24 protein-coding genes are annotated in these 26,534 nt (G+C 39.2%); 4 read left to right on the top strand and 20 right to left on the bottom strand.

The annotated features are described in order from the left end of the window. Positions 1-78: 78 nt before the first annotated feature. Both FR7_RS13275 and FR7_RS13280 read left to right on the top strand, forming a co-directional pair. Positions 79-579: a hypothetical protein gene (locus tag FR7_RS13275; RefSeq protein ID WP_007935112.1), complete on the top strand. Its 501-nt coding sequence runs from the start codon at positions 79-81 to the stop codon at positions 577-579. Positions 580-709: 130 nt separating this feature from the next. Further along, entirely contained in the window at positions 710-985 is a 276-nt protein-coding gene (locus FR7_RS13280; RefSeq protein WP_007935113.1) for a hypothetical protein, read from the top strand. A gap of 97 nt (positions 986-1,082) precedes the next feature. Here the strand turns inward: FR7_RS13280 and FR7_RS13285 are convergent, their stop codons facing one another. The 12 genes from FR7_RS13285 to FR7_RS13340 all read right to left on the bottom strand — a co-directional run bounded on the left by FR7_RS13285 (position 1,083) and on the right by FR7_RS13340 (position 15,385). Then, positions 1,083-1,499, bottom strand: a complete 417-nt coding sequence (locus FR7_RS13285; RefSeq protein WP_007935115.1) for a cupin domain-containing protein — start codon at positions 1,497-1,499, stop codon at positions 1,083-1,085. Positions 1,500-1,525: 26 nt separating this feature from the next. After that, positions 1,526-2,485, bottom strand: a complete 960-nt coding sequence (gene pfkA / locus FR7_RS13290; RefSeq protein ID WP_007935116.1) for a 6-phosphofructokinase — start codon at positions 2,483-2,485, stop codon at positions 1,526-1,528. 45 nt (positions 2,486-2,530) lie between these two features. Continuing rightward, positions 2,531-4,528, bottom strand: a complete 1,998-nt coding sequence (gene tkt / locus FR7_RS13295) for a transketolase (protein ID WP_007935117.1) — start codon at positions 4,526-4,528, stop codon at positions 2,531-2,533. A 109-nt stretch (positions 4,529-4,637) separates the two neighbouring features. Beyond that, positions 4,638-5,933, bottom strand: a complete 1,296-nt coding sequence (locus FR7_RS13300) for an NAD(P)H-dependent oxidoreductase (protein ID WP_007935119.1) — start codon at positions 5,931-5,933, stop codon at positions 4,638-4,640. Positions 5,934-6,010: 77 nt separating this feature from the next. Further along, positions 6,011-6,379: a PTS glucitol/sorbitol transporter subunit IIA gene (locus tag FR7_RS13305; protein ID WP_007935122.1), complete on the bottom strand. Its 369-nt coding sequence runs from the start codon at positions 6,377-6,379 to the stop codon at positions 6,011-6,013. 23 nt (positions 6,380-6,402) lie between these two features. Beyond that, positions 6,403-7,413 (bottom strand): PTS glucitol/sorbitol transporter subunit IIB, encoded by a 1,011-nt coding sequence (gene srlE / locus FR7_RS13310; protein WP_007935124.1) that lies wholly within the window; start codon positions 7,411-7,413, stop codon positions 6,403-6,405. Positions 7,414-7,459: 46 nt separating this feature from the next. Further along, positions 7,460-7,978 (bottom strand): PTS glucitol/sorbitol transporter subunit IIC, encoded by a 519-nt coding sequence (gene srlA, locus FR7_RS13315; RefSeq protein WP_007935126.1) that lies wholly within the window; start codon positions 7,976-7,978, stop codon positions 7,460-7,462. A gap of 74 nt (positions 7,979-8,052) precedes the next feature. Then, complete coding sequence (locus tag FR7_RS13320) at positions 8,053-8,442, bottom strand: transcriptional regulator GutM (RefSeq protein WP_007935128.1); 390 nt, start codon at positions 8,440-8,442, stop codon at positions 8,053-8,055. Between the two features lie 27 nt (positions 8,443-8,469). Further along, on the bottom strand, positions 8,470-9,444 hold the full coding sequence (locus tag FR7_RS13325) for a sugar-binding transcriptional regulator (protein ID WP_007935129.1): 975 nt from the start codon (positions 9,442-9,444) through the stop codon (positions 8,470-8,472). Positions 9,445-9,639: 195 nt separating this feature from the next. After that, on the bottom strand, positions 9,640-11,817 hold the full coding sequence (locus FR7_RS13330; RefSeq protein ID WP_007935131.1) for a peptidase domain-containing ABC transporter: 2,178 nt from the start codon (positions 11,815-11,817) through the stop codon (positions 9,640-9,642). 3 nt (positions 11,818-11,820) lie between these two features. Continuing rightward, positions 11,821-13,239 carry an HlyD family type I secretion periplasmic adaptor subunit gene (locus tag FR7_RS13335; protein WP_007935133.1) on the bottom strand — a complete coding sequence of 473 codons (1,419 nt, stop codon included), beginning with the start codon at positions 13,237-13,239 and terminating at the stop codon, positions 11,821-11,823. Continuing rightward, the gene (locus FR7_RS13340; RefSeq protein WP_007935134.1) at positions 13,232-15,385 is read right to left on the bottom strand and encodes a peptidase domain-containing ABC transporter; all 2,154 of its coding nucleotides are present in this window, start codon (positions 15,383-15,385) and stop codon (positions 13,232-13,234) included. Before FR7_RS13340 ends, FR7_RS13335 begins: the two co-directional genes overlap by 8 nt. A 398-nt stretch (positions 15,386-15,783) precedes the next feature. On the opposite strand from FR7_RS13340, the gene FR7_RS13345 reads away from it, so the two are divergent. Beyond that, the gene (locus FR7_RS13345) at positions 15,784-16,023 is read left to right on the top strand and encodes an Imm74 family immunity protein (RefSeq protein WP_007935135.1); all 240 of its coding nucleotides are present in this window, start codon (positions 15,784-15,786) and stop codon (positions 16,021-16,023) included. Positions 16,024-16,037: 14 nt separating this feature from the next. Here FR7_RS13345 and FR7_RS13350 read toward each other — a convergent pair whose 3' ends face one another. The 5 genes from FR7_RS13350 to FR7_RS13370 form a co-directional block, all read right to left on the bottom strand. After that, the gene (locus tag FR7_RS13350; protein ID WP_007935136.1) at positions 16,038-16,691 is read right to left on the bottom strand and encodes a hypothetical protein; all 654 of its coding nucleotides are present in this window, start codon (positions 16,689-16,691) and stop codon (positions 16,038-16,040) included. A gap of 241 nt (positions 16,692-16,932) precedes the next feature. Beyond that, positions 16,933-18,474, bottom strand: coding sequence for a citrate lyase subunit alpha (gene citF, locus FR7_RS13355; protein WP_007935142.1), 1,542 nt, complete (start codon positions 18,472-18,474; stop codon positions 16,933-16,935). Positions 18,475-18,476: 2 nt separating this feature from the next. Further along, a complete protein-coding gene (locus FR7_RS13360) occupies positions 18,477-19,358 on the bottom strand; it encodes an aldolase/citrate lyase family protein (RefSeq protein ID WP_007935144.1) in 882 nt (293 codons plus the stop codon). A gap of 10 nt (positions 19,359-19,368) precedes the next feature. After that, positions 19,369-19,641, bottom strand: a complete 273-nt coding sequence (gene citD, locus FR7_RS13365) for a citrate lyase acyl carrier protein (RefSeq protein ID WP_007935151.1) — start codon at positions 19,639-19,641, stop codon at positions 19,369-19,371. A gap of 334 nt (positions 19,642-19,975) precedes the next feature. Beyond that, positions 19,976-20,668, bottom strand: a complete 693-nt coding sequence (locus FR7_RS13370; RefSeq protein WP_017531264.1) for a response regulator — start codon at positions 20,666-20,668, stop codon at positions 19,976-19,978. 401 nt (positions 20,669-21,069) lie between these two features. On the opposite strand from FR7_RS13370, the gene FR7_RS13375 reads away from it, so the two are divergent. Further along, positions 21,070-22,395: a CitMHS family transporter gene (locus FR7_RS13375; protein WP_007935166.1), complete on the top strand. Its 1,326-nt coding sequence runs from the start codon at positions 21,070-21,072 to the stop codon at positions 22,393-22,395. 80 nt (positions 22,396-22,475) lie between these two features. Here FR7_RS13375 and FR7_RS13380 read toward each other — a convergent pair whose 3' ends face one another. The 3 genes from FR7_RS13380 to FR7_RS13390 all read right to left on the bottom strand — a co-directional run bounded on the left by FR7_RS13380 (position 22,476) and on the right by FR7_RS13390 (position 26,533). Next, positions 22,476-23,702 carry an NAD(P)-dependent malic enzyme gene (locus FR7_RS13380; RefSeq protein WP_007935168.1) on the bottom strand — a complete coding sequence of 409 codons (1,227 nt, stop codon included), beginning with the start codon at positions 23,700-23,702 and terminating at the stop codon, positions 22,476-22,478. A 790-nt stretch (positions 23,703-24,492) separates the two neighbouring features. Continuing rightward, positions 24,493-25,476: a galactofuranose ABC transporter, permease protein YjfF gene (gene yjfF / locus FR7_RS13385; RefSeq protein ID WP_007935170.1), complete on the bottom strand. Its 984-nt coding sequence runs from the start codon at positions 25,474-25,476 to the stop codon at positions 24,493-24,495. After that, positions 25,451-26,533 carry an ABC transporter permease gene (locus tag FR7_RS13390; RefSeq protein WP_007935171.1) on the bottom strand — a complete coding sequence of 361 codons (1,083 nt, stop codon included), beginning with the start codon at positions 26,531-26,533 and terminating at the stop codon, positions 25,451-25,453. The genes yjfF and FR7_RS13390 overlap by 26 nt, the downstream gene beginning before the upstream one ends. Position 26,534 lies beyond the last annotated feature (1 nt).

Here is a 26,534-nt window from a genome sequence, read left to right on the forward strand (position 1 = left end):
CGTGAGCTACTATTTCCTGAATAAGGAATTCCCACTGAAGAGATACTAGGTGTATGTGGATGATGGGAGGGCTAGTTTTTGAGCAATCAAGTGATAGTATGGTCTATGTTAATTCTGCCTTGGTTAACTCTTTTCTTCATGCCCAGAGAGGACATTAAAAGGTGGATGCCGGCAGCCTTGTTTGTAATGGTAACAAATACGATCATCGTTGACGTAGGCGTTACCTGGAAGATATGGGAAACCCGTGAAAACATTTATCCCCTTAACGAAATAATAAGTTTTGTGTATGGTGCATTACCAATTGGCTCGATGTGGATTCTCAAATATACCTATGGACGGTTTTGGTTATATGCAGTTGCTCAGATTATCGGCAGCTTAGTACTGATCCTTTTCGTACAGCCTTTGCTGCACCGCCGAGGAATATTCGTGTGGATTGACGAAAATGCTCTTGCTGGAATCGGAGCATTTACAACGACACTGGTACAATTAATTCTCGTTTATATCTATCAAATGTGGCAGGAGAGTGTATTCGCAGCAGCTAAACCGCTGGATCCGAATGAACCTGATAACGATCCGTAGTCTCTGAATGCATAGGAAGACCGCTTGCCCCATCTCCAATGATTGCCAATCGTCATTATTTTGTCACATTTATATACTATTCTAAAGATAGTATTTCAAGTAAATTCCAAAAGAAAGGAGTTTATCATAAATGCAGCCCATCATTAAAATATCTCCCATACGAAGAATAGATGCTGCCGATCTTCAAATCTCTCGCCAAAATCAAATGACTGATATGCAAAAAAACAGCAGCTATAGCAAACGTAATTTCGGCTCAAAAACTGCACAACAAAAAACAGATGTTGTTGAAATTAGTGATCAAGGTTTACGCGCATTACAGCAGCAGGAGTACTTAGCCCCTCCTGGGCAAAGCAGTACCTATCCCTTGTCATATGCTAGCCGTTTAATTGCAAACTACGAAAAATAATATATTTCTATCAGGAATGCCAAAAACCGAACGTCCTGCAAGTTCTCTGTTGAGTTCTTGCAGGACGTTCGGTTTTTGATTGCAAATGGTACCTTCTTTAAAAGCTGCTATACCAATCATCTAAGCTTCCATCATCCTCAACGGTAACTTTATCATTACCCGAAGGATATTTAAAAAACAATAATTTAAGCCCCGCTTTTGACTTTTGTGCATAGGTAATTCCTTGATGAATTAAATAAAAGTCTCCTTGTTTAACGAAGGTTTCTTCTTGCGTCTTTACGTTGATATACTTGCTTTCCCCTGCTAATACGTAGATATACTCGGTTGTTGTTGTATGATAGTGCGGTTTTTCAATGGTATATTCTGTATATTCTGTAATGCCGGCTTCCACATGCGGATCTCGTAAATATTCCAGTTCTTGAGGCAAGGCTAATTCACCTACCAGGTATTGGCGCTTTGAACTGCCTAGTGCTGATTGGATATTTTCGCCGCTTATTACTTCGATTTTTTTCATCTTCTCACCTTATCCTTACTGTCCTGTTAAATTGACAATATTTGAGATAAATTGTACATTTCCTGATCAAATATTTTTCTTTTCATAAGCGCTTCCATAATATCTATATTGATCAAGTGATTGTCTTTTATACCAATGGCACGATTGGATTTCCCCTCAATCAATAGATTAACAGCCATAGCTCCCATTCGGCTTGCTAGTATTCGATCAACAGCGGTGGGCACTCCGCCTCGCTGAAGATAACCGAGTACCGTAACTCTTGATTCAATACCAGTAGTATTCAATATTTCTTTTTGTAACTCTGCCGCAGATCCTCTGCCTTCAGCCAACATAATAATATTATGAGCTTTCCCGCGCTTCCTGCCTTGCAGCATTTTCTCACAAATTTTCTTCACTTCATATTGTTCTTCTGGAACTAAGATACTTTCCGCCCCTCCGGCAAGACCTGCGTAAAGAGCGATATCCCCGCAGTGCCTTCCCATCACTTCAATAATGGTTACTTTCTCATGAGACATGGATGTATCTCTAATTTTGCTGATGGAATCGAGCACTGTATTAACTGCTGTATCGAAACCAATTGTATAATCGGTGTATGCTAAATCGTTATCAATGGTACCGGGAATTCCCATTACCTTGATATTGCCACGACCAAGTTGATTGACTCCCTGAAAAGAACCATCTCCACCGATTACGATGAGACCATCAATTTCATTTTTCTCTAATATCCCGATTGCTTTATTGATACCAGCTTCTGTTTTCATTTCTTCACATCTGGAAGTTTTAAGAATCGTTCCGCCTCGGTGAATGATATCACCAACCGATGCTATATGCATTTCTTTTATTTCACCATGTAAAAGGCCTGTATAACCTCTTTGGATTCCAAAGACTTTGAGATCATGATAAATTCCGGTTCTTACTATGGCTCGAATGGCTGCATTCATACCTGGGGCATCTCCGCCGCTGGTCAGCACTCCTATCTTTTTCATGATTCCGATCTCCTTTTTTAACACTACAGTTTCATTTTTTTTACGCTAGTTGCTTTTCAATACCTTCTTGGTTACTGCAACAACATTTTCTGTAGTGAAACCAAATTTATTAAATAATGTTTTCGCTGGCGCTGATGCCCCAAAACCTTTCATGGTTACATAGGCACCATCAAGTCCAACATACTTGCCCCAACCAAAATCGCTGGCTGCTTCTACTGCAACTCTCCCTCTCACGGCTTTGGGCAGCACGCTTTCTTTATATTCGTCTGACTGCTCCTCAAAAACATCTACAGATGGCATACTTACGACTCTTACATCAATATTTTCTTTCGCTAATTCTACTTTGGCATTCACTGCCAATTCCACTTCTGATCCGCTTGCTATAATAATTCCATCTGGCACTGCTTTATTGGAATCGGCCAGGACATATCCACCTTTTAAAGCTTCTTTGCTTGCCCCTTTTAGCTGTGGCAGATTTTGCCTTGATAACACCAAAGCAGTCGGCGTTTTTGCCGATGTAATGGCATAGTACCATGCAGCACATGTTTCGGTTGCATCTGCTGGTCTGAACACGGTGAAATTCGGCATTGCTCTCAGCATGGCTAATTGTTCGATTGGTTCATGGGTGGGACCATCTTCACCAACACCGATGCTGTCATGCGTCAAAACATATGTAACAGGCAGTTCCATCAGTGATGCCAATCTTGCCATTGGTTTTACATAGTCACTAAATACAAAGAAAGTCCCAACAAACGTTTTCAGTCCTCCATGCAATGCAAGACCATTACCAATTGCTGCCATTCCGAGTTCTCTTACACCATAGTGAATATTTCTGCCGCTGTAGTTCGTTTTTGAAAAATCTCCGGCATCTTTCATATGTGTTTTATTGGAAGGCGCAAGATCGGCACTGCCGCCAATAAAGTTTGGCAATATATCTTTAATGCGGTTGATCATAACTCCAGACAGGTTTCGCGTTGCGTCTGGCTTGTCAGCATAAGCCCAGAACTCTTCTTTATTAAGAAGATCTGTTAATGCATTGGTATCGAAATATTGCTGCCAAAGAGTTTTCATCTCAGGGTATTTTTCACTATAGGCCAAAAACAGCTTATTCCAAGTTGTTTCATCCTCTGCTTTTTTTTCTGCAATCTTTTTGTAATGATGGTAAACTGCATCAGGGACATAAAACGCATCTTGTTTTTCCCATCCGAGATTTTCTTTTAAAGCTGCAACATTTTCTATACCTAAGGGTTCGCCATGTGCACTTGCTTTGCATTGTTTTGCCGGGCAGCCATAGCCAATCTGTGTTTTTACTATGATAAATGATGGTTTATTGGTTTCGGCTTTTGCCTCTTGAATTGCCTTTCCAATTGCCTCAAGATCATTTCCATCCTCTACTATGATAGTCTGGAAACCAAATGCCTGCATTCTTTTTTCTACATCTTCTGTGAAAGCAATATCCGTGCTTCCTTCTATGGTAATGTTGTTGCTATCGTAAAATACAATCAGCTTACTTAGACTCAAGGTTCCTGCCAATGATAGCACTTCTGAGGTGATTCCTTCCATCATGCATCCATCACCGCCTAGTACATAGGTATAATGATCTACGATAGGAAATCCCTCTTTATTAAATATGGAAGAAAGATGGGCTTCTGCCATTGCCATACCTACGGACATACCCATACCAGCGCCAAGTGGCCCGGTTGTAGCTTCCACTCCTACGGTATGACCATATTCCGGATGACCTGGAGTCAGCGAATCCTCTTGCCGAAATTGCGCTAGATCTTCAATTGACAAATTACCATAGCCAAATAAATGTAATAGCGAATAGAGTAATGCAGATCCATGACCGGCTGATAAAACAAAGCGGTCTCGATTTACCCATTTCGGATTTTTAGGATTGTGTTTCATGTGATTTGCCCATAATTCATAAGCCATGGCTGCGCAGCCAAGGGGCAGTCCAGGATGACCGGAATTCGCTTTTTGTACAGAATCTGCCGCTAGAATTCGAATTGCATTTACTGACATTTCTTCTATTTTACCCATTTGTTTCTCTCCTTTTACATACTGTTTTTTTGTAATTAGTAGTTTTACAATAAAAGCTGATATGAAAAATCATATCAGCTTTTATTGTAACTCTTAATCGATAAATATTCTACTTGTTATATATCGCATCTTGTTCTTTACGAAGTTTGTAGATCAGTGTTGTTTGATCTAATTCCACCATATCCAACGTTAAAAGCTGACCTTTTTTCGCATCTTTTAACATGCGAGTCTTGTTCGATACCAAACCGTAAGGAACATAACCTTTAGCATCAGATTCTGCAGCACTGGCAATCGAGCCATAGGTTGTGTAACAACCAATACCATCAATGTATTGACCCGCTTTCAAATCTGTTTTTGCAACAGTAATGCATTCACTCACAAGACCATCGATAGGCACGATCGTAGATTCACCATCAATTACAGCTTTCGCAACGGTTAATGGAGTTTCTAAGTTACACAAATGATATGGACGATACAAAATCCATAATGGACCATTACCCATACTGTGATAGCGCATTTGATAGGCGATTTCTTCATTTTCAGTAGAAACAGCAACAAATACTCCTGGGGCAATGCCATTTACATATTCAACAACACCATGTTTATTTAAGATACCGCCATCTTGTTTGAGTCTATATAAGTCCGGCAATTCTTTCACAGTCGCTGCAACACCATGTCCGCCGATTACATCTGGAATCAACCCGGTAGCATTTGACATAGCCGTCATTTCTACCATCGTTTTTGTACCATCTTTGAAAGAGCAGAGCATTTTAGGACTCATCTTACGTCGAGTTGCTTCTTCCAGTACACTATCCGGATTGCAGGCATAGTCAAGTTTATTGTTTTTGCCTTTTCCCATAACTTTAACATCCATACCCATTGCTTTGGCAAAACAATATAATTCCATAACAGCGCCAGGCTCATCACCAGCCGAACCAGTATAAATAACGCCTTGTTGTGCCGCTAACCGTTTCAGATAGGGTCCAATAACAACGTCTGTTTCCACATTCAGCATGACCACATGTTTACCATTTCTCATGGCATCCGTTGCCACTTTCGCACCTACATCGGGAACGCCCGTAGCATCAATTGCACATTCTACCAAATTAGCTTGAGAAATGAGGTCTGCATTGACAGTCGCAACATATTTTCCAGCTTCTATCCATTTATTTGCATCTGCAAGAGTATCAACAATAGCAATTTGATCGTCTTTTATGCCGGCATAATGAAAGGCATGTACAGCATTTTCAACATTAATATCGGATACGATGGACGGCATGATGCCTTGCATCAATACCATTTGCGTCACCATACCTCTTCCCATTTGTCCTGCTCCTACAATACCTGTACGAATGATTTTTCCTTCTTGTTGGCGTTTAATTAGTTTCTGATTCATATTTAACATAGTAGAGCTCCTTTTAGTATTATTATTTTAAAATTCACAACAAGTTAAATAGTTCAGCTTCCTGTAAAATTTAATCGTTAAAAAATTTCAATGATACCACCTAGGGTAATATCTTCTGGGATTAATTCTTCCCCTTCCAGCATAATGCAGCCGGGACGTTCGGGTTCTGTACCACCTTTAAAGCTAAAGGTACAATGACCAAGTTCTTTTAAGGTATGGGGCGCTTCAGAACCAATTGCCGTTATCGTAAATGCCTTATCACAAATAATTACGGTATCGCCTACCGCCAACTCTGTAAGGAGTGGGGCAGGTTTGTGTAAAACCGCAATTTCTTGCAATTCCAGTGGTGCTCCTTCATTAAAAATGATAATAAAATTCAAGTCTTTATCACTAAGAAACTCAAAAGCACCTGTTCCCCAGCCAGTAATCGCAGAATGATATTTCATTTGTTTTCCCCCTTCTGATTTGCTTAATACATACCAAAGCTGAATAAATACGCAATAATAACTGATAAAGGTCCGGTGATGATGCGTGAATATAACACTGCAGGAACACCAAGTTCAATGGTTTCAGGCTCAGCTTCCCCGAGGCTTAATCCTACGGGAACAAAGTCTCCACCTACCTGTGCATTAATTGCGAATAAAGCAGGTAATGCATATTGCACCGGAATATGGCCTAAACCAATTTCAACCCCCAGCAAGGTTCCCACAACTTGTGCAATAACTGCACCTGGACCAATAACTGGTGATATAAAAGGCAGGGAGCACACAACGGAAATGACCAGCATCCCTGGCAGTGTACTTGCCAATGGCGAAATAGTAGTCGCAATCAGGGTTCCAATACCAGATACTTTAATAATCCCAATGATCATACTTACAAATGCCATAAATGGTAAAATACTCTTTATGACCATATCAATGGTATCTCGGCCTGCCTGATAGAATTTATTTACGACTCCGCCAACACCAATCCCAAGACGGGTAATAATATTCTTCTTTTTCCCAGCATTCATTGCTGCCAGTTCGGCTCTTGCCTGGGCTTTTGTTTTTGGCTCAGCATTAGCTGTTTTTTGCTCAACAGCAGTTCCTTCTTTGCTTGTTAAGACAGCGCCTTCAGCAGCATATGCCAGTGTTTTTTCGGTGACTGCTGATACATATAAATTTTCGGTAATAAACTGAGCCAGTGGTCCTACTTTCCCAACGGGCGTTAAATTTACCGTAAAGACTTTCTTTTTTGGGTAAACGCCACAACGCGCTGTCCCCCCGCAATCCACAACGGCAACCAACATTTCATGATCCGGGACCGATGTCACAAATCCGTCAATCGCTTCACAACCTGTCATTTCCGCTATTTTAGCTGCCACTGGATGAATACCGCCACCAGTAACGCTCACAATTTTATTGCAGGTATCGGTTGGCATGATCGTTAAAGGACCACCCCAGCCGCCGTTTCCTTTTGAAATGGTAATGGATTTATACATAAAATCATTCCTCTCTACAATTTATAATCAAACAGTGCAGTAATCTTTATTGCTCTCTTGCTTTCATTGCAGCATAAATCTTTTCTGTCACAAAACCACGTATTAAGATAACAATGATTCCAACCAGAAAATATCTGACAGCTAAAGAACCTAACGGATAACCAAGAGCTGTAACCCCTGCAGCTATCCCCATATAAACAAATAATTCACCGCCATTAGCATGAGGGAATAATCCCGTTACCGGATGCAGAAAACTTACTGTTGCATCATAAAAAGCAGGTTTATGCTTTTCTTCTACAAAACGTCCAAAACTATAGCACATGGGATTTCCTAAAAATAAAACAGATAATATCGGCAGTATCGTATAACGGGTAATAATATTGGTTGTCGCTTTTTGTGCCAACCTCTGAACACGTTCTTCACCGATTAATTTGATAACAGCACTCACTGCCGTCATCAGAACAACGATTAGCGGAATAATCCCAATTACCCATCCTGCAAAGGTATCTGCTCCCGCTTTAAAAAGCTCCATAAAACCATTGGCCAATTCAGCTATTAATTCCATATTCTGCTCCTCCATTTTGTATTTTTTTATTTTTTAAATCTTTTACATATAGGGTTAATCTTAATAAGGCTATTTTATATTTCTATAGGATTCAATCTGAAATTCAAAGCATCCAATGCCTGAATATGTGCTTTATATGCTTTCTGTTTCTTCTCTGGCAGCTCTTCATATTCTGCTCGCAGTTGGTAAATGCTTTTACCAATTATCCCGCGAACTTCTTTAAATCCATTAAAAACAGTATATCCCTCCATTATTTCACCCGCTGTAATGATTCCCTTACTATTACAAGCAATAACAACGATATTTCCAGGTCTAAATCTGCCTTTTTTGCTGCCAATACCAACATTGCCCATTTTGTGCAATCTTCGAACTGCTTTTTTATATTGCTGAACTTGTATATAAGTGCCAATTGCTTGAACAACCATAAGAATGATCAAGCCCAAAAATAAGTTGCTCGAATCCATTGCAAATTACCTCCTATTCTCTATCAATCACATCTCAATTAAAGCATTTGCACAATCAAGATCAGTAATCAATATATTTAAGAACCCGCCTTTAATCGCACCCATTACGGCTTGTGCTTTCTGGCTGCCGCCCGCAATACCAATCCTCTTTTGTACTTTTTTCAATTGTTCAATTGGCATGCCGGCTACTCTGTCGTTAAACTCTTTGAAGTTTTCTGTACTGCCGGATTGATCAAAAAATTGTAGTGAAATATCACCAACTGCACCCGCTGCAACAAAGCTATCCAATACTTCTCCATCAATATAACCAGTAGTCATCAGTGTTGAACCGCCTCGTTCCGGTATGCCGATTCCCATAATGACAGTACCAACATTCCGATACAGATTAAAAATGCTTCTCACCGACTTTTCTTGAAGGAATCCTTCTAATACGGTTACATTTGAAAAAATTGCGGGAGAGAAAAATTGTACACAATCGCCGCCAAATAATTTTGCAAATTCACCAGCAATGTAGTTGGAGTGAATATCCAATCTACTTTCACCAATACCACCAACAATAGGTACAAAGGTACACCGGATGGCTTCTTCAATATTGCGTTTTGCTCTAATTACATTTTGCAGCGTCATTCCCATAGAAACCCCTACAATGTCACCATCTTCTAAGGTTCTGGACAGAAAGTTTATTGTTTCTTCTCCTAAGCTGCTGCTAATTCTTTCTGTACCCGTTTCAATCGGACTTGATTCCACTACAATAACTTCCTTAAGACCAAATTTCTTCTCTAATTCTCGTTCTAGTTTTCCAAATGTTAAATTGTAGGGATTATTGACCTCAATCTTTACAATGCCTAGCTCTCGGCCTAATTTAATCATCCTTGAAACGGACGGCCTGGAAATATTCAGTTGCTCACAAATTTCCTGCTGGCTTATATTATCATCATAGTAAAGGCTGCAGCACTTAAAAATGAGCCTTGTGTCATCAATAATTTTTTTGATAGAAACCACCCCCGCTTTGCCTCTAATGGCCTTTTCTATGGGTTTACTATTTGTCTTTACAGTTCATTATTATACATTAGGAGCACCATTTTATCAATATCTCACAAATAGAACGTACGTAAAAGTGTTGCAGTTCAAAATCATATTTTTACATCTGTTCAATAAAAACAGGACCACCCGTCTTAAGGGTGATCCTGTTTTTTTTCAACTTACATTTTTGCTCTCAATTTCCTGCAGCCTATACAATTCGTAATAACTGCCTTTTTGGGCCAGCAATTCAAGGTGCGATCCTTGTTCAATGATCTTTCCCTGTTCCATTACAATAATGGTATCACAGTCACGTATTGTCGTTAGTCGATGAGCGATCATGATTAATGTTCGTCCTGCTGCCATTTGTCCAAGATTCGCTTTTATACTATTTTCTGATTCATTGTCTAATGCACTGGTAGCCTCATCAAAAATAAGAATTCTAGGATCTGTAAGCAATGCCCGGGCAATGGCGATGCGTTGTTTTTGCCCTCCTGATAAGGTAGCACCTCGTTCCCCTACAATCGTGTTATACCCATTGGGCATCTCATTGGCAAATTCATCTACTCCTGCAATCTGTGCCACCTTCTGTATTTCTTCCATACTCGCATCCATTTTAGCTAATGCAATGTTATCTTTAATACTCCCATTGAACAGATAGGTTTCTTGCAGCACTACCCCTACCTGTCTTCTCAGCCAAGCAGGTTCTACTTGAGCCATATCCACACCATCAATTAGTATTCTGCCTGTTTCCGGCACATACAGCCTTTGAATGATTTTCGTCAAGGTACTTTTACCTGATCCCGACCGACCAACAATACCAATACTGGCACCAGCCTCTATTTTCAGATTGATTTGGCTAAGTATCTCATTTGTATCTTCCCGGTACCGGAAAGTGACTCGATCTAATATAATTTCTCCACGAATCGTTGATAGTGTGGTTCGATTTGGATCAAAAATAGGTTCTGATTTTTCACTCATAATATCATCAAGCTGATTGATCGATACTCTTGTCTGTTGGAAGTTCTGCCAAAGATCAACTAATCGCAGTACCGGAGAAACTACAAAACTGGAATACATTTGAAAAGCAATCAATTCTCCAACCGTTAGCCGATTCTCCATGACTTGATTGATGCCAACCCACAGTATGCTAATCATGCAAAGCTGCTGAATTAACGCTGCAGCATTATGACCAATATTGTTTATATTCGCAGTGACAAAAACTGATTTAATATATCTCGATAACATTTCATCCCACTTTTGAATGAAATATTTTTCTACGGCCAAGGATTTTACAGTTTGGATTCCCGTAATGGCTTCTATCATAAAGGTTTGGTTTGCAGTCTCAAGTTTAAATTTCTCTTTTAATTTCCTTCGAAACAAAGGGGTCAAGATTAAATTAAGGATGATATAAAGCCCTAAAGCTGCTAATGTTATTCCGGTAAGAGAACCGCTATACGTAAACATGATGGCAAGATAAATTACTGAAAATACACTGTCGAGAACCGCAGTAAAAGCAGATCCGACAATAAACCCCCGTATCGTATCCAACTCTCGAATGCGAGATACAATCTCACCAACTTTATATTTTTCGAAAAACCGTATTGGCAATGCCATAACATGATGAAAGATTCTTGCACTGAGCGTAACATCAATTTTACTTACGTGGTGGTTCAGCATACAACTTCTTAACCCATTAATCCATGCTTCAAATATGCAAAGGATTAACATGCCTACAATGAATATATTGAGGGTACTCAGACCGTGATGCACTAAAACCTTATTGATAATTACTTGGGTAAATAAAGGGCTCACAAGTCCAAATAGCTGTAACACTAATGAAAGCAGCAGTACTTTACCAAAAGCTTTTTTGTACTGCATAATGATCGGGAGAAACCAGGCTAATCCAAATTTGGGCTCTTCTTTTTCGATATAGCTAGGCTGCTTCGCAATCAGAATGATTTTGCCACTCCATTGTTCTAAGAAAACACTTTCTGCAATGCTTACTGGATGGTTTTTGTAAGGGTCAAAGACAATTGTGTTTTCACGATCTCGATTCAGTATGATTATGTAACAGCCATTTTTTAAGATCCCAATTGCAGGCAAAGGGAATGATGCTTTACCTTTTTTATTACTGTAATCTGTAAAATGAGCTTTTAGTCCCATTTCTTTCGCTGTTCGGATAAGAGTTGTTAAATCCATCCCTTCATTGCCTATGATGTGAGCACGACGTATTTGTTTTTCATCGGCTGCAATGCCAATCATTTGGGCTATCATTAGTAAGCATTTTAATGCTGAATCAACAAAAATATTATCTTGTAGTTTCACTTCTTCTTGCATATTTTGTTTAGCCATATCCTATCTCTCTCTCAAAGATTCGCTTTTGTATTTTTTAAATGGCTCTAAGAAAAATTCATAGATTTGCTTTTGCCGCGTTTTAATTTCAGCATTGACCACCATACCACTATTGAAACGCGTTTCTTGGTTGTTCACAACCACATGGTCTCTATCCATTTGCAAAATGACTCGATATACATTGCCCTTTTCCCGATCTTCTACTGCATTTGGGCTAATCGTAACGACAACAGCAGGAATCGTACCATATTTTTGAAAATTAAAGGATTCTATCTTCACCTCAGCAGATTGTCCCTTCTGTATAAATCCAATATCTTTATTTGCCACCCAGGCCTCAACTTCTAAGCTGACTTTATCAGGCACTACCTCCAGCAATACCTGGGCAGGCGTCACAATGCCTCCAATTGTATGCACTGCTAAATTGCTTATATACCCGTCATCTGGTGCCACAATGGTTGCTAAACGATTCTTTTCTTCTGCTTTTTTCAATGCTTCATTGCAATAGAAACGTTTTTGTCTTGCCTCAACCAGCTTTGTGTCAACCTCCACATTTTTTTCTGCTACAACCCGTGCTAAAGAGGCCTGGCTTTTTGATAATAAGGATTCTTGTGCCTTGATTATCGATTCTTGTTCTGCTAAATTCTGCTCAACTTCTTCTCGTTTACTTTGCTGGTCTATCAAGGTAAATTTTGATATTGCATTTTCATTTACTAGCTGTTCTAGTTTACTTTCTTTTTCTTTGGCAAGCTGATGCAGCTTTGTTAGTTTATTCTTCTCCACTTGAGCACTCAGCAAATTTTGCTGATATTGCTGCACCATATGCCGGGCTTCTTCGAATCTTGTCTGATATGCAAAATTACGACTGTTATAGAGATTGATTTGCGCTTGTCTATCGTTTTCTTCTGCTTCGAGTATTGCATGGGGCAGAAAGGATCGATTTTCTTTTTCGGCGGTCAGGCGCTCTACTTCAAGCTGGGCATTAATGGCTTCCCTTTTCACCTTAGCTAAATCATCTGCAGAATATGTAGTATCTAATTCTAATAACAAATCTCCCTTTTGTACTTTTTGTCCATCTACAACATGAATCTTTTTAATGATCCCCTTATCTTCCGCTTGAAGCACTCTAACATAGCCATTAGGAATAATTTTTCCTGGCGCTATTGCGACTTCGTTTACACTGCCAAATGTCACCCACAGCAATGCAATAACTGCTAAGATGAAAAATGTCCATAATACCGTTCTGCTGCCATAGGATGGCGGCGATTCAACGATTTCCAAAGCTGCAGGTAAAAATTCAGCTTCCTTACTTTTAAATCTTTCGATATTCTTAATTTTTACTCTTTCATAAAATTCTTTTACCTTTTCTGGAAGATTCTTTAACTCTTCCTTATTCTTCATATATCCGTACATTTTATTAAGCATGGCAGTCTCCTTGCTGTTGATAGAGATTATAATATATGCCTCTGTCCTTTATGAGTTTGTCATGTGTCCCTTGTTCTATAATTTGACCTTTCTCCATGACAATAATTGCGTCACACTCTTTGACATTTGCCAGACGGTGAGCAACGATGATCATTGTACGTCCAGCTGCGATCTGTGCAAGATTTCCCATGATGATCCGCTCGGAATGATAATCTAATGCGCTGGTAGCTTCATCAAATATTACAATCTTAGGATTGGAAATTAATGCCCGGGCAATCGCAATTCGCTGGCGCTGACCACCAGATAATGCAGCACCCCGTTCTCCGACAATCGTATCATATCCTTCAGGAAGTTCGAGAATAAAGTCATGAGCACCCGCAAGCTTAGCAATCCGATTGATCTCTTCCATGCTTGCACCTTGACGGGCAAGAGCTATATTGTCTCGCACACTGCCATTAAACAGATAGTTGTCTTGCATCACCACACCAATTTGCTGTCTTAACCAAGCTGGATCAGCTTGAGCTATATCCACACCATCAATCAAAACCCGACCTGCTTCAGGAATATATAATCGTTGAATGATTTTGGTTAATGTGCTTTTCCCGGAGCCCGATCGCCCTACGATACCGATCTTCATCCCTGGTTTTATGTGTAGATTGATTTTTCGCAGTACTTCATCATTCTCAATGTAGTACCTAAAGGTTATATTTTCAAGTTTTATTTCGCCTTTGATTTCTGATAATCGAATTGCATCTGGCAAACAAGTTGGTTCTGGTACTGCATTTAATATATCTCCGATTCTTGTAACAGCCAGCTTTGTCTGCTGAAAAGATTGCCACATTCCTACTAAGCGCAATAAAGGTGCACCAGCCTGATTGGCCATCATTTGGAAAGCAATAAACTGACCGATTGTTACCGCTCCATCAATTACCATAAATCCGCCAAACCAGATCAGTAAGTAGGCAACTAGTTTTTGTGTAAGGCTTCCCCCATTATTTAATACAACGCTGAACTGTGCTTTATCCAGATTAGTACTAACGCTTTTGGCTAATAATCTTTCCCATTTAAACTTAAATTGCGGCTCCACTGCCAGAGACTTTACAGTATGAATGCCCGTTATCGCTTCAACAACAAACGCATTGTTTTCTGCACTGGCATTCCAAGAGTCCTGCAGTCTTTTCTGATACATTGGCGTTCCTACTATATTGATTGCCAATTGAATGGGTATGGCAGCAATAGCGATTAAAGTCAAAGGTGCACTATAATAAAACATTACAGCAAAAAATACGGCAGAAAAACCCAAGTCAATCAGCACCGTCATGGCGGTACCAGTTAAAAATTCGCGAATATTATTTAAAGCAGATACTCTCATCAGAGTATCCCCAACCCGTCTTTTTTCAAAGAATTGTATAGGTAGATGCATCAGAAGACGGAACATTCTAGTACCTAAGATTACATCTATTTTATTTGTGGTATGGGTAAATAAATATGTCCTAATCAGGTTCATTACGGTTTGGAATAGGACTACAAACACCATCCCCACAACGAGTATATTTAAAGTGACGGTTCCGTGATTAATAATTACTTTATCAATGATTACCTGTGTGCATAAAGGCACTGCTAGTCCAAATAATTGAAAAAAGAATGCGGCTCCCAAAATCTCTATGAAGTAACGCTTATATCGGACTACAACAGGTATAAACCAAATTAAATTAAATTGTCTGCTGATGTCCTTTATATTAAAGGAGCGCTTACATATAATAGCTTGACCTGTCCAACTAAGGAGGAATTCTTCTAAGGGCATTACGATGGAATGTCCATGCCTTGGAGAAAACAATGCTACTTTCTTTGCATTATTTTCCCCAATCACTACATAATCCCCGTTGTTCATAATCCCAATTGCAGGAGCCGTAATTGCAGAAAGTCCCCTTTTCCCTGCTTTTACTACTTTTGCTTTCAGATTTATCTTCTTTGCAGCTTTTATTAAGTCCTTTGGTTCAAAGAGATCATCGCCAATCCCATACTCTTTTGTCAGTTTTTCTTCGTCAATTGGCATTCCAAAGCCTTTTGCTATTACTGCCAAACAAATCTTCCCGGTGTTCATATATGCTAAATTTTCTTTTTCTGTAATTATTTTTTCTTCCATAGATACTCCTTTCTTCGGATTCAAAACATGTCCTATTTCCAACTTTTAGTCACATTCTCACTTATTTTAGAAGTTTTAGTAAAATAAGTAACATATACGTATAGATTTTGTCACATATTTAGTATCCTGGCAAGGCTTTCAAACAACAAGAGGACTAAAGTAACACTTTATTTTGTATAACAAAAAAATTGCTACTCCCAGCACAGTACTGAAAGGCAGCAATCTATTCTAAAGACGATATGATAATGCTCATTAACGAATGTTCGCTAATCATAAGCTTGTCATAAATCTGTCATATTTTTCTTATATTATAACAATAGAAAACCAAAATTGGAAAAATCTAAGAATCATAACAATAATCCCCAACTATAAAATAAATCGATTAATGAGGTGATCATATGAAAATAACAGCAACAGCATCGTATCTTAAAGTAGAGATCGCTGACAAAGAAACAATCATTCAAGGAAAAATGCTTACAGACGGATTCATTGCCTTTAGCGATACCATGAATTATTGGGAACCGCCATATGCAGATATCAAAATTAATGAGAATATAAAAACGGAACTTATAAACTGCCTAATGAAAGAAACTCAGAATTCTAATTTTAGAATCATCTTCACCAAAGAATCAAATTAGTACCTTCTGGATTTTTAATCACCATGCTCCGTCTTCTCACCCGTCTTAAGAGCCTCTCCTGCAGAGCTATCGAGTTGAATTTCATTACGATCATCATTTCGGTGAAACACATTGCTTTGATCAAACTCTGCCATGTCTCCTTTGATACAACCATCTAGCTGGATATTTCTGTAGGGACTATCCCAACCCCCAGATGAAATTTCTTCAATTTTTGCTACGATCTTATTATCGATATCTGTAATAACTTTCTCAACACTTTTCATTTCTGGTGATACATATTTATTATATAAATCAGTGACGGCTTTCACTACCGATCCAACTATACTGCCACGTTCAAACCAACTTTGAACATTGCCAATTTCACGGGTATCACAGATATCCTCTAGTGAATCATTTACAAAATAGCGATTCATATTTCCTAAATAAACAGCCCCTCCTGCAATCCCCCCTTTAGTATCAGTATTAATATCTAACATACTCCCAACTGATTCTATAGCAATTTCCCTTCCTAGGACTGACTTGTAATCACTGCTAGGGTTCTCTGCTCCAAAGCCGCCATTCACACTATTATCTAAGAGCTCTAATCCAAAACCGCCGCTAAAGCTGCTATTGGAAGTCTCTGCTCCAAAACTTCTATTAGAATCTTTTTCAGAACTATCATGACTCATTTATTCTTACCCCCATTCATTTAGTTCTTTCTTTAATAAAAGTAAAATTCCTATCTATGTTCTATTTACCATTAAATATCAAAATCCTGCAATAAAAATACAATAATTGTAATTTTATTGCATATTTTTTACTTAAGATAGAGTTTTATTTAAAAAGACCGGATACTGCTGACAGTATCCGGTCTTTTTACTGTTTTTTTAATCCCTATCCCTCTTGCTTTTATATGAGAGACAATTCCACCTAGAATATTGGACGCCTGATTACATCAATAATGGTTCCATCCCGATATTCTACAACTCCAACAATCTCATCAGTGACTTCAATCGGTTCTGGTTTCCCGCATAATCCATAAGCAATATCTTTAAGATCATAAATCGACATAATGGGAAGACCCGAATGTTTTAAATTATCAATTACGTCTAATCTTTTAGGGTTAATGGCAATTCCTCGCTCTGTAACAATAGCATCCACTGTTTCACCAGGGGTTACTACCGTCTGAACAGCATCCTTAACCATGGGCAAACGACCACGGAGCAGCGGTGCTACCACAATGGTTAGTTTTGCTCCTGCTGCAGTGTCGCAGTGACCACCGGAAGCACCCATTATCACTCCGTTTGAATCGGTAATCACATTGACATTAAAATCAACGTCAACTTCGGTTGCACTTAATATCACAGCGTCAAGATTATTAACAATCGCTCCACTATTATGAGGGTTTGCATAGTAAGAGGCTGACATCTCTAAATGGTTGCTATTTTTCTTGATGGATTCAATCGCTGGAATGTCAAAATCCTGCACATCAAACATCATTTTGAATAATCCTTCTTCCATCATTTCAGCAAAAACACCTGTCATGCCGCCAACTCCAAAGCTGCCGGTAATTCCTCGTTCTAGCATTTTTGTTTTGATAAACCGGCCAACAGCCATGGAAGCGCCACCGCTGCCAAGCTGCATGGAAAAATCCTGCTGCAAGTAGCCTGAGTAGTCCATCACATCGGCAGCATATTTGGCAATGAGCAATTCTTTTGGGTCTTTCGTATAACGAAGGGCGCCTGAAGCGATCCCTGCTGGGTCACCAATACTGTCAACTACAACAATATAATCGACCTGGGTTTGAGGTATGCTAATGGGAAACAGTGGATGGGCCATGAGATTATCTGTAATGGCTACAACTTGATCGGCATAGGCCGCATCTTGTATTGCATATCCAAGAGAACCGCAGGCTGATTGCCCTTGAATACCGTTAATGTTGCCGTAGCGATCGCAGGCCGGAGCACCAAGGAAAGCTACATCAATGTGAATGGCGCCACTTTCAATGGCCTGCGCCCGACCGCCATGGGAGCGAATATGCAACGGTTTTTTCAAATGTCCTTCTGTTAAGAATCGTCCCATTTTTCCTCTGGCACCACTTGTTTCGATTGCGGTAATGACCCCCTGCTCAATGTAGGGAATGATGGCGTCATTGACCGTATTAAGTGAGCTTGGGGAAAGGGTAATATCACGAATCCCCTTTTTTGCAATTGCTTCAACAACACGATTTAGGATTCGATCTCCATTGCGAAAATGGTGATGAAACGAAATGGTCATGCCGTCTTTCAGGCCTACGGCATCAATGGCAGTTTCAATGGATGCTAAGAGTTTATCCCCACGTGGCAGGCATGTATTTAAAGCTGGCCCTGCAGTCCGTCCAACAGGTTTACGGGCAAATGCACCGCCAAAACCAGTCACTTTCCCTAGTCCAGGTATATAATCAGGAATTTCTCTTCCGATGGAGTTTTTCATTTTTATTTGCCTCCTTTCCCGGCAGTAGCTTTCGCATAAGCCAAGGTTCGTTCTGCCCTTGCTACAATCGGCAGATCAATCATTTTTCCGTTTAGTGAGATAACCCCCGATTTTTTTTCAAGGGCTTCTTGATAAGCGGCAAGAACTCTTTGGGCATGGTCAATTTCTTTCGCCGTAGGCGCAAAGAAATCATGAACAACACTGACTTGACGTGGATTTACTACGGATTTACCATCAAAGCCCATTTCTTTAATGAGTTCGAGTTCATTTTTAAATCCTTCTTCATCATTAATATCAGAGAAAACCGTATCAATACATTGAATGCCCGCTTCCCGAGCTGCCAGTACCAATTGTCCTCTGGCCGCCAGTAACTCCCGACCCAATTTACTGCGTGTGGTTTTTAAGTTGGCAATAAAATCTTCTGCACCAATGGCTAATGCCACCATTCGGGGACTGGCTGATGCGATTTCATAGGCTAATCGTAATCCTTTGGGAGTTTCAACAGCCGCCATCATTTTTATAGATCCCGCAGGAAAGTTATTTTTTTGTTCTGCTTCGCTGATGAATTCATCAATTTGGCGGATTTCATCTGGCCCTTGGCACATGGGTAAACGAATGAGATCCGGTTTTGCCGGCAGGATTCGTTTTAGATCATCCCAGCCAAAGGGTGTGCTAATGTGATTGATTCGAACAGCTACTTCTGTACCATAATTCATTTCGGATATCGCTTGAAATACAAGATTTCTTGCGGAATCTTTCTCCGTAATCGCTACGGCGTCTTCACAGTCTAGAATGATCGTATCAGCGCCATAAATTCCGGCATTTTGGAGCATTCCTGGATTGTTACCAGGAACAAACATCATGCTTCTTCTCAGCTTTTCCATTGTATCCTCCTCACTCTCCTGCTCTTTGTAATGCAGTTATTACCCGGGCCTTTATTGTACAATCTAATGCGCCTCTGTCAGTAGCATTCACCTGGACATCTTCAATTCCGTGGCTAGCAAGTGTCTCCGTTATAAGATTGTTGATATGCTTTCCATATTGCTGCATTGTAGGACTGACTAGTTCTACTTGTATCCCCGTTCCAGCATCTGCTGGTGCCAGAGTAATAAGGATATCACTTGATTCTACTGTCCCTGCTTGGGCTAATTTAAGTAATTTACTCATAAATACCCCCCATTTCTGTTTGTTCATACAATAAAAATTAAAGATTAAATAAGAGAATCATTCTATAATCTAGCGCAATCTTTCGACAATTTCACACTATATAGAAGTATCGTCTCTAGTCTTATGTTATCATATATTATCAAAGAATTCTCAATAATCAGAGTTTCGTTTATTTTGTTTATTTAGTTTTTTTAGTTCACCATCTTTACAATAGAGATTAGCCGATAATACAAAAAGACCAATCCATCTATCCAGAAAAATAGATAAACATGAAATTTTGCTATAAAATTTCATGTTTATTATTTCTCTTAAATTAGACCATAGTATTCATAACTTATAGATTTATATCCGTACTTACTAACGTGAAGCGGTGGATTGGCCTACCTACTGAAATATACGACAAATCCATCTGCAATTGTCCTTTATCGACTAAATACTCCAGGTAACGTCTACATGTTACCCGTGAAATTCCCACACCAGAAGAAAGTTCTTCAGCCGAGATCGGCTCTTTACACGCAAGTAAATAATTAGTAATCATAGTCAGCGTTTGCGTATGAAGATTCTTAGGCATTGCTTTTTTTTCGTTCTGAATTGAAACAGCTAACAGATTGTCAATATCACTTTGTTCAAGATTTGTCTTCTGCAGTATCGTTTGCTTTTGTCGTCTGTAATTTTCAAGAATCAATCGATAACGATCAAACTTAAAAGGTTTTGTTATATAGGCAATTACGCCTTGCCGCAATACTCTACTAACAGTATCAGAATCATCGGCAGCAGTAATCATTATTACATCAATGTTTTTGTCTTCCCTCCGAATGAGTGATAGAAGGTCTACTCCATTGATTTCTGGCAAATAAATATCAAGAATGACCAAATCTATATCTATTTCGTTAATCTTCTCTAATGCATCTTTACCATTTCGGGCAATACAACTAACACAAAACCCTTCAACAGCTTCCGTATAATTCTTGTTAATCTCCGCAACCATAGGGTCGTCTTCTACAATTAAGACCTTGATTTTTTTCATACTCATCACCTTCCTACTAATAGGGTAACCATACGATAAAAAACTCTACTCCACCTTTAGGCAGATTGCGATGAAATATCTCACCAGCCACTAGATTTAGTTTGTCCACAATTAACGCAAGACCTAACCCGCTATTTCCTTTCTTAGTCGTAAATCCGCGTTTAACAGTTATAGGTCCCTTTCAGATTGTAAAGAACTAAATGAATAACCTATGAATAGTACAGTACATTCATCATATTAAATCATTATACATCATTTTAATTAATAAAATAATTAGAAATCAGAAAATATCTTATTATTACTTTTAAGATTTTTATAACCAAAATGAACAAAAAGATATCCCTGCCGATTAATGTGTTATCCTATTAACGAAATATACTAAAAATTCAGGAGGAAAAAACATGTTAGCATTTATTGGTTTTCTCATGGTAATCGTTATTATCTATTTGTTAATGCAATCAAAAGCAACACCAGCCCCCATATTCATCCTTGTGCCCTTAGTTGCTGCCGCCGCTGTCGGCTCATCCTTTGTAGAGGTATCAAAATATGTTAAAGACGGTGTGGCTGTTACGATGCCTATTGCTGTCTTATTTATGTTTTCTATTATCTACTTTGCGTTAATGTCTGATGCAGGGATGTTTGACCCTCTTATTAACTTTTTAGTTAAGAAAGCAGGAAATAATGTTGTAGCAATCACAGTAGCAACTGGTATTATCGCCACAATTGCCCATCTCGACGGCTCCTTGGCAGCTACCTTGTTGGTAACTGTACCAGCGATGCTGCCTTTGTACAAAAAACTTAATATCAGACCATTGATAATGCTCGTCATTATCGGATCGGCTATGAGTATCATGAATCTGGTTCCCTGGGGCGGACCTGTTGCCAGAGTAGCCGCTATTACTAAAGTAGACATCAATCAGTTATGGCATACCTTAATTCCCCTTCAGGTGGTGGGAATGATCATCGTTCTTGCCTTTGCTGCTTTCTTAGGAGTACTAGAGAAAAGACGCGGTGCTGGTATGCAAGCACTTGACGTAAATGCCGCTGCTCTTACCGCTGAGGAGCAAGAGCAAAATGCTGCTAAATCCGCCAAGGCAGAAGCTCTAAAACGTCCTAAACTAGTGGTGTTCAATGTTTTCTTGACAATCGGTGTTATTGCTTTAATGATGTTCACTAAGATTCCATTATATGCAGCATTCATGTTTGGATTGGCAATTGCCTTACTTGTAAATTACCCTAATGTTAAGGAACAAAGCGCCCGGCTCAAGGCTCATGCTGGAGAAGCATTATCTATGGCCACCATCTTATTGGCATCCGGCGTATTTTTAGGAGTCATTTCTGGTGCTAAAATGCTCGATGGTATGGCGATCGCCTTCATCTCGATCATTCCTCCTTTCTTAGGACCATATTTACATCTTATCATGGGAGTATTTGCAGTACCGATTGGCATGTTACTCGGAACAGATTCTTATTTCTTTGGCTTACTTCCAGTTGCTATGAGCGTAGGAAGTAAGTATGGCATTGACCCGGTAAATATGGCTAACGCAATGTTGATTGGTAAAAACTATGGGGTTCTTGTTACTCCTCATGCAGCAACAACCTTCCTGGCAATCGGACTTGCTGGCGTAGAATTAAAAGAGCATCTAAAGTATTGTATGCCATTATTGTGGGGACTTAGTCTCGTATCACTCTTTGCAGCAATTCTATTAGGTATTGTTAAAATCTAATAATCATAGTAAAAAGCACTACTCTTCATTGTTTATTCTACAATGGAGGGTAGTGCTTTTTTTCTGCTAAGGAATTAAGATCAATTAATTCTCGCTGCCGTCTTAGCCCTTATTTCTTCAGGATCAACGATTATTCTGGCAACACCTGTTTTTATCGCCGCTTGTGCTACAGCTGCTGCCACGGCTGGAGCAACACGTTTATCAAAAACATCGGGAACAACATAATCTTCCCGCAATTCTTCTTCTGCTATTAACCCGGAAATGGCATACACCGCTGCTAGTTTCATTTCTTCATTAATTTGGCGGGCCCTGACATCTATGGCTCCACGAAAAACTCCAGGAAAGACAGTAACATTATTCACTTGATTCGGAGAATCCGAACGCCCCGTACCCGCTACTTTTACCCCAGCAGCTTTAGCATCTTTATAGCTAATTTCCGGCTCTGGATTACACAAGGAAAATACGATAGAATTTGCATTCATACTCTGAACAATTTCCGTCGTAAAGGAACCAGGCTGGGATACTCCGATCAGCACATCTGCGCCTTTGGCAATATCTGCTATACCGCCTTTCTCTTTCTTTAAGTTGGTTTTAGGCAACAGTGCAGCTTGAATCCGATTCACTCGGGACATCTCCATTCCCTCATACATAGCACCTTTGGAGTTCATCATAACGACATGCCCCACACCAGCATTGAGTAAGAGTTGTACAATCGCAGTACCAGCCGCACCAGCACCATTGACAACAACTTTGACATCGGACAATTGTTTTTTTACCAGTCTCAGTGCACCAATAGTAGCTGATACTGCAGCAATAGCTGTACCATGCTGGTCATCATGAAACACTGGTATATCCATTTCTTTTTTTAGAGCATCTTCAATATCATAGCATTTAGGAGAAGAAATATCTTCTAAATTAATTCCTGCAAAATTAGGCTGCAGCATCCGAACCGTTTTGATAAATTCATCTGCATCCTTCGTATCAATGGATAAAGGAATTGCATCCACATCCGCAAAGGTTTTATATAGTACAGCTTTTCCTTCCATTACAGGTATAGCTGCCTCTGGACCAATATCCCCAAGTCCTAATACCCTAGTTCCATCCGTAATCACTGCCACCATGTTCCCCCTACAGGTGTATTCAAAGGATAGATCTTTCTCACGGTGGATCTCCATACAGGGTTCTGCTACTCCTGGTGTATATGCCAGACTAAGATCATAACCATCTCTTATGGGGGCCTTAGCTACCACACCCAGTTTACCATTATTCTTTCGATGATATTGTAGTGCCTCATCACGTAAACTCATATCTATCTCTCCTTCTAACTCAATAAACCAGCAATGACTTCATCCACATTATACGGTTTATTAGAATAGAAAGATAATATCGAATATTCATTACATGATAACTTTTAGTTATCGATATCATTCTCGATCGCTATATATATTTCTACTTTCAACAATGCTGCTGCATTTAATGAAAAAGAAAGTCGCCCATTAGGAACGACTTTCTTTTCAGGATTTTAAAGAGAACGGGAAGAGTACCATATTCTATAAATTGAATAAGGCCATAATTGAGTTACCTGCAGTATACACTACTAATAATCCAGCAATGAATACAATCGGATTTTCTTTCCATTCGCAATTATTCAAATCAAACACCTCTTTTACCATTTACTACTATTAACAATGCCATGGTTATGGCAATTTAAAGTACATGCACAATACAGTACCTAACGTGATAGCACCAACACAAAATGACCCGTATAAAATATCTAACAGCATCTAAGTCCTCCTCTATTAAGATAAAAGCAATTACAATTCAATATACTATCAAATCATTACTGTAAAAATATGTAATCCCATGGTAAATTATTAACTTTATTTATTGACAAATTTCGTGCTAAATCTAATTTAATCGCAATTATTATTTTTCTTCATTGACCCATCGTTTTGTTTCATTTTGATTTCTAGATCCTCAAATATTCTATGATGCAATACAAAAAAAGCCACTCATTATGAGTGACTTTTCTATATTATTTATCTACTCTATTCAAAGTGCTGCATCCTGGCGCATGTATTTAACGTTAGGGTTGTATTATGTGATTGACTTAGTACGCTCTTTTTTAGAGACAACGATTCTTTGCAGTACAATAAACAAACAGAGTAGAAATGCAACAGCAATTTTAGTCCACCAGGAACTTAGTGTGCCCTGGAACATGATTAGTGTTTGGATTACTCCTTGGATCAAAACTCCAAAAAGCGTTCCTGTGACAAATCCGACTCCGCCTGTTAAAGGTGTTCCACCGATAACAGCAGATGCGATCGCATCCATTTCTAATCCCATGGCATGTAGTCCATAGCCTGAAAGCATATAAAAACTAAACACAACCCCTGACAGGGCAGAGCAAAATCCACTTAGACCATACACCAGCACTTTTGTCCTGCCAACTGGCAGTCCCATCAGCATTGCCGATTGTGCATTGCCGCCAATAGCATATACGGCACGCCCAAATCTAGTATAATTGCTAAGATATAATGCTGCTGCCACTAACACGAGAGCGATAATAACACTAATTGAAATATAATTATCAAAAGGCAAGGGTATTCGATAAGTAGCGACAAATAGATAGAAGGGATTAGTAATCATAATAGTATCAATACTAATTACATAGCATAATCCCCTAGCTAAAAACATACCTGCAAGAGTTACAATAAAAGGCTGTATCGTAAAAAAATGAATAAAACTACCTTGCACAAGACCAAAGAGAAATCCCATAAGCAGCATTAGAGGTATGACAACCATAGCGCTAAGGTGCTGCATTTCCAGTAAATATGCTGATAGCATACATACTAACGCAATTACGGAACCCACAGAAATATCAATTCCGCCAATAATAAGTACAAAGGTCATACCAATTGCTGTAATAATCAGAAAGGCATTATCAATTAGCATATTGAGCAATACTTGTGTGGAAAAAAAGCCATTATACAAGACGGAGCCCGCTGCAAATAACGCAAAAAACAATACAACCGTAATCATCAGGTTGATGTATTTATAACTTAGCTGCATTTTTTTCACCTGGAATCCCCCTCTTTTGAGTCCATTTAGAAAATACAATTTTTCGAAAATTAGCAGATTGCAGCAGACATATGATAATGACAACAACGGATTTAACCACAAGTGTAATCTCTGGCGGTACTCCTAATGCATAAATTGTTGTTGTAATACTTTGAATAACTAATGCCCCTATCAGGCTGCCGACCAAAGAAAATCGACCACCGTCCAGAGAATTCCCTCCAAGAGAAACTGCTAAAATAGCATCGAGCTCGATAAATAATCCTGCATTATTTCCATCGGCTGAACTTACATTGGAACAGATAATAAGTCCTGCCAAGCCAGCACACAAGCCGGAGAAGGCATAGACAGAAAAGATGTATTTACTCACATTGATTCCTGCAAACCTGCTCGCAACGGCATTAATTCCTATCGATTCAATAAACAGACCTAAGGCTGTCTTTCGTACTGCATAAAAGGTAATACCGAAAACCAACCCTACAAGAAAGAGAGAAAAAGGCAATCCCAATATATATCCAGTGCCAATGAATTGGAACGGTTTATAATATACAGTAATAATTTGCCCTTGAGTAATCAGCTGGGCGATTCCCCGACCAGCAACCAGTAGAATCAGCGTGGCAACAATTGGCTGAATTCCTACTTTAGAAATTAATAATCCATTCCACATCCCTAAAAGAGTGGTAACCAAAAGAGCAGTAAATATGGCAACAGGCATGGGAACAAGTGTAACAAGTGTTTTTACGCCATCGACATATTCTAGCTCACCACCAATTAGCGAAGCTGCTACCGCTCCAGAAATAGCAATCATCGACCCTACAGATATATCAATTCCTTTTGTCGCAATGACCAAAGTCATACCAATAGCGAGCAGCATCAAAGGTGCAGCACGATTCAAAATATCAATCGTAACTCCATAGAAGTGTCCATCTTTCATTTCAATCGCGAAAAAATCTTTCGTAAAAAAGAAATTGAAAAGCAATACAATAATCAATGCCGCTAAAGGCCAACAGAGTCTAGAACTCGTAAATCGATTCCAAGTAGACTGTATTTTCTCCATCATC

Origin of the sequence: Pelosinus fermentans DSM 17108 (genome assembly GCF_000271485.2) — a bacterium.
Taxonomy (GTDB): Bacteria; Bacillota; Negativicutes; order DSM-13327; family DSM-13327; genus Pelosinus; species Pelosinus fermentans.